This window comes from Pseudolabrys taiwanensis, assembly GCF_003367395.1.
In the GTDB taxonomy this organism is placed as follows: domain Bacteria; phylum Pseudomonadota; class Alphaproteobacteria; order Rhizobiales; family Xanthobacteraceae; genus Pseudolabrys; species Pseudolabrys taiwanensis.
This window is the reverse complement of the sequence record NZ_CP031417.1, coordinates 2,777,799-2,791,293: the sequence shown is the minus strand read 5'-3', so window position 1 is coordinate 2,791,293 and position 13,495 is coordinate 2,777,799. Positions and strand designations below refer to the sequence as shown.

11 protein-coding genes are annotated in these 13,495 nt (G+C 63.2%); 7 read left to right on the top strand and 4 right to left on the bottom strand.

The genetic code is table 11. The features are described 5' to 3' along the window. Positions 1–16 precede the first annotated feature (16 nt). Entirely contained in the window at positions 17–1,654 is a 1,638-nt protein-coding gene (locus DW352_RS13340) for an FAD-dependent monooxygenase (RefSeq protein ID WP_115691785.1), read from the bottom strand. A 247-nt stretch (positions 1,655–1,901) separates the two neighbouring features. After that, entirely contained in the window at positions 1,902–2,873 is a 972-nt protein-coding gene (locus DW352_RS13335) for a LysR substrate-binding domain-containing protein (protein ID WP_115691784.1), read from the bottom strand. Between the two features lie 126 nt (positions 2,874–2,999). On the opposite strand from DW352_RS13335, the gene DW352_RS13330 reads away from it, so the two are divergent. The 3 genes from DW352_RS13330 to DW352_RS13320 are packed head-to-tail and all read left to right on the top strand — an operon-like array spanning position 3,000 to position 4,908. Continuing rightward, positions 3,000–3,581: a VOC family protein gene (locus tag DW352_RS13330; protein WP_115691783.1), complete on the top strand. Its 582-nt coding sequence runs from the start codon at positions 3,000–3,002 to the stop codon at positions 3,579–3,581. Positions 3,582–3,637: 56 nt separating this feature from the next. Beyond that, positions 3,638–4,024 carry a nuclear transport factor 2 family protein gene (locus DW352_RS13325; protein WP_115691782.1) on the top strand — a complete coding sequence of 129 codons (387 nt, stop codon included), beginning with the start codon at positions 3,638–3,640 and terminating at the stop codon, positions 4,022–4,024. Continuing rightward, the gene (locus DW352_RS13320; protein WP_245434438.1) at positions 3,958–4,908 is read left to right on the top strand and encodes a fumarylacetoacetate hydrolase family protein; all 951 of its coding nucleotides are present in this window, start codon (positions 3,958–3,960) and stop codon (positions 4,906–4,908) included. Before DW352_RS13325 ends, DW352_RS13320 begins: the two co-directional genes overlap by 67 nt. Before the next feature lie 256 nt (positions 4,909–5,164). On the opposite strand, the gene DW352_RS13315 is transcribed toward DW352_RS13320, so the two are convergent. Beyond that, a complete protein-coding gene (locus DW352_RS13315; RefSeq protein WP_162826940.1) occupies positions 5,165–5,926 on the bottom strand; it encodes an IclR family transcriptional regulator in 762 nt (253 codons plus the stop codon). 137 nt (positions 5,927–6,063) lie between these two features. Between DW352_RS13315 and DW352_RS13310 the strand changes: the two genes are divergently transcribed. The 4 genes from DW352_RS13310 (at position 6,064) to DW352_RS13295 (ending at position 12,531) form a co-directional block, all read left to right on the top strand. Next, positions 6,064–8,160 (top strand): hydantoinase/oxoprolinase family protein, encoded by a 2,097-nt coding sequence (locus DW352_RS13310; RefSeq protein WP_115691779.1) that lies wholly within the window; start codon positions 6,064–6,066, stop codon positions 8,158–8,160. Beyond that, positions 8,157–10,067, top strand: a complete 1,911-nt coding sequence (locus DW352_RS13305) for a hydantoinase B/oxoprolinase family protein (RefSeq protein WP_115691778.1) — start codon at positions 8,157–8,159, stop codon at positions 10,065–10,067. Before DW352_RS13310 ends, DW352_RS13305 begins: the two co-directional genes overlap by 4 nt. Before the next feature lie 83 nt (positions 10,068–10,150). Continuing rightward, positions 10,151–11,512, top strand: coding sequence for an MFS transporter (locus DW352_RS13300; protein WP_115691777.1), 1,362 nt, complete (start codon positions 10,151–10,153; stop codon positions 11,510–11,512). 83 nt (positions 11,513–11,595) lie between these two features. After that, positions 11,596–12,531: a fumarylacetoacetate hydrolase family protein gene (locus DW352_RS13295; protein ID WP_115691776.1), complete on the top strand. Its 936-nt coding sequence runs from the start codon at positions 11,596–11,598 to the stop codon at positions 12,529–12,531. A gap of 11 nt (positions 12,532–12,542) precedes the next feature. Here DW352_RS13295 and DW352_RS13290 read toward each other — a convergent pair whose 3' ends face one another. Beyond that, complete coding sequence (locus DW352_RS13290) at positions 12,543–13,493, bottom strand: acetamidase/formamidase family protein (RefSeq protein WP_115691775.1); 951 nt, start codon at positions 13,491–13,493, stop codon at positions 12,543–12,545. Positions 13,494–13,495: the final 2 nt, after the last annotated feature.

Below are 13,495 nucleotides of genomic sequence, written 5' to 3'. Positions count from 1 at the left end.
CGCGACGTCCATTCGATCAGTTCAACGGTCGGTGTCCTCGCGCCATCGTAAGGATTGCGTCCAGCGCATCGAGCCGCTTGCCGCGCCAGGCGACATGCTGGTCCGGCCGTATCAGTGCGAATGGCGCCTCGTATAGGCCGTGCAAGCGCTCATCGGCGACGGATGCGAGCGCGAGCGGCACATTCTGACGCGTCGCCAAGTGTTGTACGGATGCTCTTTCCTCTGCCGTCATGTCGCGCAGCGCCAGCAACGTGAAACCGCTTCCGAACAGATCGTAGAGCGAACGACCGTCGGGAAGCCAGCTATGCGGCGCCAAGGTACCGGGATAGGCGCAAGGACGATATTCGGTAACGCTCTCGGCCGGCGGCGCACCTTCCTCGCGTACGACGATCGGCGAGTCCACGTAGCGATAGCCCAGGACGAGGCCGAGCGAACGGAACTCAGGGGTCTTCTGTTTGTCGATCGCGGCGGCAGCGCGTGCACGCGCCTCTTGCCCGCGAGCGCTGTCTTCCTTCAGCTCGGGCGCGGCGAATTGATCGCTGAGGGAGGCCATGTTCTCGGTCGAGGAATTCAGCACCCTGCGATGCACCGGCCGACGTTCGAGTTCGTAGCTCTCGAGCAATTCCGGGCCGCCCCAGCCTTGCAGGGTGGCCGCCAGCTTCCAGCCGAGATCGACGCTGTCGCCGACGCCGAGATTCATGCCATGGCCGCCGAATGGGGAGTGTAGATGGCAGGCGTCGCCGATCAGGAAGACGTTCCCGTGCCGATAGCGGTTGGCGAGCAGCTTGTGTGCCGTCCAGCTATCGCGCGCCAGGATGGAGAAGTCGTAGCGTCCGCCGAGGGAATGTCTGATCTGGTCATTGAGCCAGGCGTCGTCGATCTTCACCCCCGGCCGCGGCGTCGGGCCCCAGAACCAGGTGTCGTCGCGGTCCATCTGACCCATGATGCAGGGGCCAGCCGGATCGACCAGCCAATGCATGATTGCTTGCTTCAAATCGGGATCGCGGAGCAGACCTGGGATTTTCAAGATCAGCGTGACGAAAGACGCGATCGACGCATCGCCTTCCATCCTGAAGCCCAGGGCGTCACGCACCGTGCTGCGTGCGCCATCCGCCCCCACCAGGTAGCGAGCGCTCAGTTCGATCGTCTGGTTGGCGTTCGCATCGTGGACCCGGGCACGGATGCCGTCGCCGTCCGCCTTGAAGTCGGTGAGCTTGCAGCGAAACCTGACAGTGGCCAGCGGATTTGCCGAGACGTGATCCAGCAACACCCGTTCGGTGATGTATTGAGGAACCCATTCGCCGTTTTCGGAAAAGCGTTCGTCGCGCCGCCGCTCGAAGCTCAAAGCGTTGTCAAACACCTTGATGTCGCCGCCAAAAAGTGAGGTCGCGAAGCGAACCCGACGCGGCACGGAATCATCCACCGGCGAGGAACGGCGCACGCGCTCGGCGAGACCCCAGCGGCGCATGTGCTCCATGGTGCGAACGTTGGTGGTTTTGGCGCGTGGCTGAACGCCGACGCGATCGTTCTGCTCGATGACCTGCACCGAGACGCCGCGCATGATGAGCTCGGTGGCCAGGGCGAGGCCGGCCGGGCCGGCTCCGACAATGAGAACATCCGTCGAGGTCGCAAGCGTGCTCATCGCTTCGTTCAAGACTCTTGCTTTGAAAGCGGCCGCTCTGCCGCTGGAGGGTGAGGGTGCCAGTCGTCAATCCGCCGACACGGTCCGATCGGGCGTCGCATGCGCCGATGCCAACGGGCGTCGGCACCGCAACGTCAGGGCAATGGTCTGGGGGCAGGGGCCGACATGTTTCTCCCTCACGCTCGTTTTCTTTGTTGCGGCCAACAGTAAAGCGGAGAGGGGAACACAAAAAGATATCAAACAGGACTTGGTGATGCCGTTAGGCTATCGCCCGGCGCCCCGCGCTGCGCGGCCGCCCGGCCGGCGTTGCGTTGGCCCTGACCGTGGCTTTCTGCGGCGCAAGATGGCCCGCGCTGCGCCTCACCAGATCGAGCAGGAATGCCGCCGCCGGCGCCAAAGGCACGTCCGAGCGCTTGACGACAATGATCGGCGGCGCGCGCAACTCCTCCCTGACCGGGATCGCCGTCAGGACGCGGTCGGCGAAGGGCGAATCCACCCATTGCGCCGGCACCATCGCCAGCAGATCCGAATTCGCGAGGCAGGTGAGCAAGGTCAGCGACGACTGGCTGCGCAAGGCAAGCAGGGGGGGCGGCAGCGCGTGTAGCTGGAACAGCTCGCCCAACTCGTTCTCCGCCTTGGGCGTGATCGAGGTCGTGACCCACTCCGCGTTGACGAGCTCCTTGAGCGAGGTCGCCTGCGCCAGTGGATGCCCGATCCGGCACAGCACTGCCCGGCGGCCGGCGAACAGCAATTCCTTTTGCAGCGTCAGTGGCAATGTCAGGCCTGGATCCGGCCCGACGTAGAGATCGACGCTGCCGTCCTGCAGGCTGCGCTCGATCGTCGGGTAATAGCTCTCCAGGACGTGCAGCCGGACTTTGGGAAACTTGCGCCGGAAGGGCCGCAGAACTTTCGGCAGGAACAGGATGTGGCCGACGCTGGAGAGGCCGATCGCGACTGTGCCGACGGCATCGCCGCGCATCTGGGCGAACTCTTCCTGCGCCTTGCGCACATCGTTGAGGATCGCCGTTGCGCGCCGGACGAACACGGCACCGAGCTGCGTCGCGATCATGCCCTTGGGCCGCCGCTCGAACAGGGGCGCGCCCAGTTCGCGTTCGAGCTCGGACAGGCCACGTGTCAGCGTCGGCTGGGCGATGCGAAGGTGACGAGCGGCGCCGCGCAGGCTGCCTTGCTCCGCAATGGCGACGACAGCGCGCAAGTGATGAAGCTTCATCGTCGGCCCCCCGCTGCCGTCCTGCGATAGCACGTAGCTATCACGATCGCTGTTTCGCCATCTTTACGGTATCAGCGGTGGCGCTATTGGAAAAGCAGAAAAGACAAAGACATAAGGGGAGAGCAAATGATCAAGCCCAAGCTCCACCATGTGACGCTGAAGACCACGCGGTTGAACGAGATGATCGCCTGGTACGCGCTGGTGACCGGCGCTCAGGTCAACTTCAAGGACGACACGGCGGCGTGGACCTCCAACGACGAGGCCAACCATCGCATCGCCTTCCTGGCCGTGCCTGGTCTGCAGGACGATCCGCATAAGACCTTTCACAACGGCATGCACCATTGCGCCTTCGAGTACGACAGCTTTGCCGATCTGATGAATTCCTTTGACCGGATGCGAAAGGAAGGCGTCGAACCGGCCTTCTCCCTCGATCACGGTCTGACGATTTCGCTCTATTACCGCGATCCGGAAGGCAATTTCGTCGAATTGCAGTGCGACTGCTTCTCCGACTGGAAGCGCTCCTCCGAATGGATGCGCACCTCGCCGGACTTCGCGCACAATCCGATCGGCACCTTCTTCGATCCGGCGAAGGTGTTCGACGCCTTCAAGGGCGGCGCCGATTTCGACACCCTGCACAAGGCGATGCGTGGCGGCGAATACCTGCCGGCATCCGGCAAGCTGCCGGACATCGGGCTGCCCGCGCCCTAAACGCAGCGTCGCGTCCTTTGATCAGCTAAGAATGTCCGCGAGAGGAGTTCGCAGCGATGAGCGTTGCAACGACACGTGATGAAATTCTTGCGCTCGAGAAGCGCCGCTGCGCCGCCCTGACCTCAGGCAACGTCGCGGCCCTGCGAGAATTGATGGCCGACGACCTGGTCCACGTCCATGGCAACGGCGTGATGGACGACAAGGACGGCTATCTGAAAGGTGTCGAGACGAAATACGTCTTTCATCGCGTCGAGCGCGGCGACCTGAACGTACGGGTCTATGCGGACGTCGCGGTGGTGGTCGGCCCGCTGGAGCAGACCGTATCGGTGCGCGGTGTCGACAAGCTGAATCAGATCAAGGCGATCGCGACTCAGACATGGGTGCGCAGCGGTGCTGGCTGGAAGCAGAGCACCTGCCACAACGCCTTCCTGAGCGTCGCCTGAGCCAACATGGAGAATGCGTGATGCCGCTAGTCCATTTTTCGCATGATGGCCGCGCCGGCCTCGGCAAGCTGTTCGGCGACCACGTGGTCGATCTCGCGTCGGTAGCGCCGCGGTTGCCGGGCACGGTGACCGAGTTTCTCGCCGCCGGCGACGCAGCGCTCGAGGCCTTTCATCGTGTGGAGGACAAAGCCGCCGCCGCTATCTCGCTTGCGGATGTGCGCCTGCTGCCGCCGGTTCCGCATCCCGAGAAATATCTCGGTATCGGCATGAACTATCGCGACCACGCCGCCGAGGCGGCCAAAGCCGGGGTCGCAACCCCACCCTTTCAAGTGTGGTTTAACAAACAGGTATCGTGCATCACCGGCCCGTTCGACGACGTCGTCAAGCCGAAGGTCTCGGAGAAGCTGGATTATGAAGCCGAACTTGCAGTCGTCATCGGTCGGAGATGCCGGCACGTTTCCGTCGAGGATGCACGCTCGGCGATTGGCGGCTACATGGTCGCGAACGATGTCTCGGCGCGGGATTGGCAGCTCAGGACACCAACGCATACGCTAGGCAAGTCATTCGACACGCACGGACCCATCGGCCCTTGGCTGGTGCTGGACGACGAGATCGAGGATCCGCACGCGCTCGATCTGCGCATGTACGTCAATGGTGAGGAGCGCCAGCACGGCAACACCGGTGATATGATCCATAATATCTACGAACAGATCGCCTATCTCTCGACGGTGATGACCTTGAAGCCTGGCGACATTCTGGCGACCGGAACTCCGGGCGGCGTCGGAGTCGCGTTGAATCCGCCACGTTTCGTGCAGGCGGGCGACGTGATGCGGGTCGAGATCGACGGTATCGGCCACATCGAAAATCGCGTGGTCGCGGAATAGTCCAAGGTATTAGTGGGTAGTCGCTCAGGGCGTTTTATCGCTCCAAAACAACCTGAGACAACGCAACGCGAAGGCAGGTTACCCATTAGCGGGCCTGAATCGAAGCGCCTACCAAGCGGCCCCACCCTACGCCGGCCTGTCAAATGCTAAGAGCCTACGCGGCCCGGCTCATCGCAACCGCTACCGCGCTTAGCTCGGCAGATGGTTCTGCGCTCGGGTGAAGTCGATGCCGCGCGCACACGACATATGACGCAGCTCAAGCCGCCCAACCGAGCCGCTGTGAAACGCGGTTCGCGGTCGATTTCAGATCGTCCAGCACCGGATTCGGGAATTGCACCAGAGAGGCCTGATTGCTGACAAGCGAGATCGCGGCCTGCAGTTGCCCTTGTGCGTCGAACACCGGCACGGCAATGGCGCGAATGCTGTGAAAGACTTGTCCGTCGATCGACGCGTAGCCTTCGGTACGAACGAATTTTCTGATGGCCTCGACGTCCGCGGTCGATGGCGCCTTGTCCTCGGACTTGGCGATCTCGGCCTTGAGGATGGGGCGCGTCATTCGTTCGTTGAGGTGCGTCAGGAATATGCGCCCGGCCGCTGAATCCCACAGCGGCAGGACGTCTCCGAGCCGGAAGTTCGACAGAATGGGCGCGTGACGATTGTAGTAGCGCACGGTGGTGACGCCGTAGGTGCCCCACACCGTGATGTGGCCGTCGATGTCGACCCGCTCGACCAACTGTCGGCATTCGTTGTCCGCGAGTTGCATCAAGTCGGTGCGATTCAGGGCGGCAAGGCCGAGCCTGAGCGCGAGTCCCCCTAAGTCATAATGGCCGCTGACCGGGTCCTGCTCGATGAGTCCCGCCCGAATGAAGCTCGTCAGATAGCGATGCGCCATGCTGGCCGACATGCCGGCGGCGGCGGCGAGCATTTTCAAGGGCAGGGCCTTTCGCGAATCCACTAGCGTTTCCAATAGCTTGACGCCGTGCTCGACCGACTGAATCCCCTTACGCTGCTCGGCCATCCAAGACTCCATTTGCTATTGGACAAAGAATTTGCCAATGAGGAACGAGAGCAGATGGTACGACAATCAACGCGCACCATCAAAAGACAGCGCCGGCAACGTCCGGCACGAGGAAATATCGGGGAGCGCTTCGGTCGATGCCGAGTCATTCGTCAGGATCCGATCTCGCCAGTTTGCGCCTTGCGGCCGACATCGGCGGTACTTTTACGGACGTTGCGGCGTTCGATCAGACCAATAAGCGTCTTCTTCTTGGCAAGAGCCTGTCGACGCCGCGGGCGATGGTCGAAGGCATCGAAGCCGGCGTCACCAAAGCCGGCACGAAGTTTTCGGAAGCGGGCCTGTTTCTTCACGGTTCCACCGTTGCGATCAACACGATGTTGGAGCGGACCGGCGCCAAGACGGCGTTGGTAACGACGCGCGGCTTCCGCGACGTCTACGAGATCGGCCGCATCAATCGGCCCGACGCGTATAATCTGTTTTTCCAGAAGCATGTGCCGCTGGTGCCACGCGAGCATTGCTATGAGGTGACCGAGCGCCTCTTCGCGGATGGCCGCGTCCGCAAGCCGTTGGACGAGGGTGAGCTGCACGCGCTTGCCGATGTGCTCAAGCGCGAGAAGATCGAAGCGGTCGCGATCCTGTTCCTGCATTGCTACCGCAATCCGGCGCATGAATTGCGCGCGAAGGAAATCCTGCAGAAGCTATTGCCCGAGGTCTTCGTAACGGCGTCGCACGAGCTTTCCCAAGAGTATCGCGAGTTCGAACGCTGTTCGACCATCGTCGCCAACGCCTTCGTTGGGCCGCGGGTGCAGCGCTACTTGACGGAAATCGGCGAGCGCATCAAAGGCGAGGGTTTCAAGGGCACGTTCCTGGTCGTCCAGTCGACCGGCGGCCTATTCGAGCTCGACAAGGCGCGGGACGAGTGCATCCGCATCCTGGAATCGGGGCCGGCTTCGGGCGTCATCGGGACGCAGGCGCTGTGTCACGCCCTCGGCATGGATAATGCCATTGCTTTCGACATGGGCGGCACCACGGCGAAAGCCGGCGTCATCCTCAACGGCCGCGCGCTGACGACCGGCCACGCGCTGATCGGCAGTTACGATCGCGCATTGCCGATTCAGGTGCCGACCATCGATATCTTCGAAGTGGGCACCGGCGGTGGTTCGATCGCGCGTGTGGAGCATGGCGGCGCATTGCATGTCGGGCCACGAAGCGCCGGCGCGGAGCCGGGACCTGCTTGCTACGGCCGTGGCGGCACGGAGCCGACCATCACCGATGCCAATCTTCTGCTCGGCCGCCTCGGCGCCGACCGCTTTCTCGGTGGCGAGATGAAGCTCGACGTTGCCGCGGCGGAGCGTGCGATGGACGAGCGCGTGGCGAAGCCCCTCGGTCTCAGCCCGACCGACGCCGCCAATGGCATTCTCCGCATCGCCGCAACCAAGATGTCTTACGCCGTGAAAGGCGTGACGACGGAGCGCGGGCTCGATGCCGGCAGCTTTGCGTTGGTCGCCTATGGCGGGGCCGGGCCGCTGCACGCCACGGCCGTGGCGCGGGAAATCGGCATCCGCCGTGTCATCATCCCACGCGCGCCCGGCCACTTCTCCGCCTTTGGCATGCTTTTCTCGGATCTGCGCTACGACTTCGTTCGAACCTGGTTCCTGACGCTCGAGGAAGTCGATTTCGCGGCGTTCGAAACGGTGTTCGGCGAATTGGAGGAGGAGGGACGCAAGGCAATCGCGGCGTCCGCGATTTCGCCACGGGAGGTGACGGTCCAGCGCGCGCTCGACATGCGTTATGTCGGCCAGGAGCACTCGGTCACTGTGGACATTCCGGAGGACCACTTCCGCAAGGGCGACCGCAAGGCCATCAAGGATCTGTTCGACGCCGTGCACGCGCAACGCTATGGGACCTCCGCGCCGGACGAGCCGGCCGAAATTGCGAGCCTGCGCACCACGATCACCGGCATTGTCGAGAAGCCGGGCCTGGAGCGCATCGCGGCTGGCGATGCGACTCCGCCGAAGGAGGCCGAAACCGGAACGCGCAGGGCCTTCTTTCAGGAGGCCGGTTTCGTCGACACGCCGACGTTTGCGCGTGCGGCGTTGCTTGCCGGCAATCGTATTCAAGGCCCTGCGCTGATCGAGGAGCATGCCTCGACGACGGTCGTGCTGCCCGGCGACAGTGTCGAAGTCGACGCGCTCGGCAATCTCAATATTACCATTTCAGGAGCGCGCGCATGAGCAACCGCAAGCTCTCTGCCGATCCCGTTCTCGTCGAGATCGTGCGCAACGGCGTGATGGCGGTGACCGAGGAGATGAAGGTCAACCTCATGCGCACCGCCTACAACATGATCATCTATGAGGCGCTCGACTTCACGGTTGGGCTCTTCACCAAGGACGGCGATACGGTGTCGATCGGCCTTGGCTTGCCGATGTTCATACGTGGCATGTCGGAGACGGTCAAAGCCAAGATCCGCCATTTCGGGCCCGATGGCTTCGAGCCGGGCGACATTCTGCTGACCAACGACGCCTATACGACCGGCAGCCATCTCAACCACTTCACGTTCACGGTGCCGGTTTTCCATGAAGGCAAGCTGGTCGGCTTCTCCTGCTGCATGGCTCATTGGCCCGACGTCGGCGGCACCTTGGGCGGCGTCACGACCGACATCTATTCCGAAGGGCTGCAGATACCGATCGTGAAGTACGCGCGCGCCGGTGTGGTCAATCAGGAGATCCACGAGATCATCCGCATGAACGTCCGCCTGCCGGAGCGCGCGATGGGCGATCTGCGGGCGCAGGTGACGGCGATCAAGACCGGCGAGCGGCGCTTCATCGAGCTACTCGATCGCTACGGTCAGGACAATGTTCTCGACTGCATCAAGGTGCTGATGAACCACGCGGAGGCGGCCGCGCGCGAGCGCACGAAGGCCATTCCGGATGGCGTCTATGAAGCCGAAAGCTTCATGGACGACGATGCGGTGGACGTCGCCAAGCGCATTCCGATCCGCGTCAAGGTGATTGTGTCCGGCGATGAGATGACGGTCGATCTGACTGATGTCGCCAAGCAGGTTCGCGGTTTCTACAACTCGGGCCCGACGACCGGTATCGCCTGCGCGCAGGTGGCGTTCAAATGCGTGACGTCACCGACGGACTATCCGGTCAACGACGGCTCGTTCCGCAACCTCAAGGTCGTGCTACCGCCGGGCAGCATCGTCAGCGCCGTGCGGCCAGCACCGATGCGGTGGTGGATGACCTTCCCAATGACGGTGGTCGATACGATCTTCAAGGCGTTGTCCAAGGCCGTGCCCGATCAGGTTATCGCCGGCCACCACGCCGACCTCTGCGTCGCTCTGCTCGACGGGTTCTACCCGGACACCGGCAAGCTCTTCATCACGAGCTTCGGACCTCTCGGCGGCGGCTGGGGCGCCAAACGGGGCGAGGACGGCGTTTCGGCCACGGTCTGCATCAACGACGGCGACACGCATAACAGTCCCAACGAACAGTTCGAGGCCAAGTACCCGGTGATGGTGGAAAGCCTGTCGCTGATCGCCGACTCGGGCGGGCCGGGGCGGTACCGCGGCGGCCTCGGTGTCGAAACGGTCGTACAAGCGCTGTCCGATTTCAACGTCAACACCAGTATCGAACGCGCCGTGTGTCTGCCGTGGGGCCTGGAGGGCGGGCTCGAAGGCACGGGCAACGAAATGCTGCTGCGACGTGACGGTGTCGTCCACGACGACGTGCCGAATGCCAAAGTCTTCCGCGCCAAGGTCAAAGCCGGCGATGCCTATGTCCTGCGCTCGGGGGGCGGTGGAGGCTTCGGTTCTCCGCTCGAACGACCGCCGGCGGACGTGCAGCACGACGTGCGTCAAGGCTATGTGTCGCGCGCGGCCGCGCGCGATTATTATGGCGTCGTGCTCAATGCTGAAACGCTCGCTATCGATGAGGCCGAGACCAAGCGTCAGCGTGCGCAACTGATCGACGTTCATCGCGCCCGCGTCGCGGCGCAGAGCGAGGCGCCCCGGCGCATCGAACGTAAACAGCTCGACGAGCTGCCGCCGGGCCATCTGCCCATACGGTGTCTGCTGCCCTCATGCTGCGGACGCTGGCACGTGCCACGCGGCTTTGAGGCGAGCGAAGTTTTACCTTGACCTGCGGCGCCGGCGAAAGTTCGTCGGCGACCATCGATCAATGACCGGAACACCGGCATTTGGCTTACAACGGGGAGGAAGTGATGTCCGTTACCGCTCACGCCGCCAGCGCGGAGGAGATCGTCGCTCGCGTCGAACGACTTCCAGTGTCCTGGTGGCACGTCAAGACGCGTGTCATCATCGGTGTCGCAACGTTCTTCGATGCGTTCGATGCGCTCGCGATCGCTTCGGTGCTACCGGCCATCGTGCCGATGTGGAAGCTGACGCCGCCGCAGATCGGTCTTCTCATCTCCTCCGGCTTCCTCGGGCAACTGCTTGGCGCCTTGTTCTTCGGCTGGGTCGCCGAGAAGTATGGCCGCATGACCGGCATGGTCTGGTCGATCGCGACCTTCGCCATCATGAGCCTCGTCTGTGCTCTCGCCTGGAACTACGAGTCGCTCCTCATATTCAGGGTCATCCAGGGTTTCGGCCTCGGCGGCGAAGTGCCGATCGCGGCGGTCTATATCAGCGAACTGGCGCGTACGAACGTGCGCGGCCGTTTCGTTATGCTGTACGAGTTGATCTTCCCGGTCGGCATTGTCGCGGCGAGCGTGCTGGGACTTTGGATCGTTCCGACGCTGGGATGGCATTATATGTTCCTGGTCGGCGCCATTCCGGCCATCTTGGTGTTGTTCCTCCGCCGCGTGCTGCCGGAGTCGCCGCGCTGGCTGGCGAACGCCGGGCGTCTGAACGAGGCCGAAGACGCGATCGCGCAGATCGAACGAGAGACGGAAAAGGCGACCGGCAAGCCGCTGCCGCCGCTCCAACCTGTCGTCAGTGTGGCGGAAAAGAAGGCGTCGCTCTCGGATCTCTTTGGGCCGGTGTACCTGCGACGCACGCTTGTCGTATGGCTGATCTGGTTCACGGCCTATCTGGTGAACTATGGCCTTTCGATCTGGATGCCGACGGTTTTTCGTACCGTCTTCAAACTCCCGCTTGATGTCGCGCTTCGCTACGGCCTGATTACGACCGCCTTCGGTCTGGTCGGTGCGGCCATTGCCGCGTTCATCATCGATCGCGTCGGCCGGAAGCCGTTGTTCGCGGTCTGCTTTGCCGGCGCTGCCGGCGCGCTGATCATCTTGTCGCAGATCGCAAACCCATCGCCCGAGCAGGTACTGGTCTACATCACGATCTCGTACTTCTTCGTCAACGCGATCAATCTGGGCGTTTATCTCTATACGCCGGAACTCTATCCGACGCGCGTCCGCGCGCTCGGGGTCGGCACCGCCACGGCGTGGCTGCGGCTTGCCTCCATGGTCGGTCCGACCACGGTCGGGTTCATGATCGCCGGCGGATTGAACGCCGTGTTCCTTGCCTTCGGAGCGGTGGCGCTGGTGACGGCAATTGTCACGGCATTGTTTGCGATCGAAACCAAGAAACGGCTGTTGGAAGAGATTTCGCCCTGACGGGCGCCTGAAGTGCCGGTCGGCCGCGGTTGAGATACCGCGGCCGACCGAAGTGACATTGAAAAGCAAAATGGAGTGAGCGCGTGGCGGAACGTGGATATCGCTTGGTGAGCTATGTCGGCGCCGGCAGCCAGCCGGCCGCAGGCGTCCTGATCGGAGAGCATGTTTATGCGCCCGAGTCGCTGTTGGGAGCGGGCAAGCTACGGGACTCGTCGGTTCTCGGCATGTTGCGCCAGTGGGACGAGGTGCATCCGGCGCTCGACGGCGCATCGAAATCGGTCGATCCGGCGCAGGGTAAGCCGCTGGCCTCTGTCAAGCTCCTGGCGCCGGTGCTTTATCCGGGCGCACTGTTCTGCGCGGGCGCCAATTACTGGGACCATCTCGAGGAGATGGCCGAGATCGCCAAGCGCACGACCGGGCAGGCGCCGAACATGACGAAGGGCGCCGAGCCGTGGTTCTTCATGAAGACGACTGCGGGCTCGATCATCGGCACGGATACGCCTGCGCGGCTGCCGTCGTTTTCCAAGCAGGTCGATTGGGAAGCCGAGGTCGGCGTCGTCATCGGCCGCAAGACTCGCAACATTACGGAAGAACGGGCGATGGAGGCGGTCGCGGGCTTCATAATCGTCAATGACCTGTCCGCGCGCGATCTGATGAAGCGCGAAGGCACGCCGTTCATTTACGACTGGATCGGTCAGAAGTGTTTCGAGGACGCCGCGCCGATGGGCCCTTGGTTCACGCCGGCGGCCTATGTCGATAATCCGCAGGACATGAGCATCAAGCTCTGGGTCAACGGTGTCCTGAAGCAGAACTCAAGCACCGCGCGGCTCGTTCACAACATGGCCGAACAGGTCGCCTATCTCAGCCGGCACGTGACGCTGCAGCCGGGGGACATCATCGCCACCGGCACGCCCGCTGGCGTCGGCATGCCGCGCGGCGAGTTCCTGAAGGTGGGCGACGAAGTCAAGATTGAAGTCGGCGGTTGCGGCACGCTGACGAACCGCATGGTCAAGGATTGAGCGGGTCCAATCTATTGCGCGCTCAGCGCCCAGCGTGGGAGCGCGCAATGGATGCCTTTGCTCTGGTTGACGACCTGCGTGACCGTCAGATCGGCAGCGATGCTGCAGAGAGCGTAAGCGTCCTCGCGTGAAAGACCCGTCTGCTTGCCGATGAGGTCGATCATGTCGCGCAGCGCCTGCAGCATCGCCTGATCGAGATCGGGATCGAACGCCATTGTCAGCAGATGCGTGGGCGTCTCCGCGCGTGGCCGCTTCAGGCGTGCGCCTTTCTCGACAGTGAGTCGAAACGTGCCGCGCAGCGCCGTCTCGATGGCGGTGATGTTGACTTCTCCATGTCCTTGCGTGCCATGGCCATCCCCGACAGAGAACAAGCCACCAGGTGCAAAGACCGGTAAATAAAGCGTGGTGCCGGCGACCAGTTCCTTGTTGTCGATGTTGCCGCCGAAGGCGCGCGGCACGACGGATGTCTGGGCTCCCCAGGCCGGCGGCGGCGCCGTACCCATGCAGCCGAAGAACGGCGCCAGCGGCACCGTCAGTCCCCACGGCATGCGCGCGGTTCTTCGCGCGATGTCGATGGCGATGTGAATGATCCGCGCATCGGGGAAATCGTCGGGCAGCGCGCCGCCCAGCGGACGCGTGAGATTGTAGCCCCAATCCTGCCGTGGCGAGACGTCGAGGATTTCGACCTTGAGCGCATCTCCGGGCTCGGCACCCTCGACGGCGACAGGCCCTGTCAGGATATGCGGCCCCGGGCCGCGGCCGATCTCGGCGAGGATCGCATGGTGCTCCGGCAAGACGGTGAAGCCCGAGCCGGAAGGCGGCAGATGCTCGGGCGCGCCGGACACGCTCTCCATCGTGACGGTGTCGCCGGACTGGATGGTCAAGACCGGCGCGACGGCCGCGTCGTAATAGCCCCAATGCACGGTCGAGGGGCCGCAAGGCACGGTATGGTGTTTGCTCATGC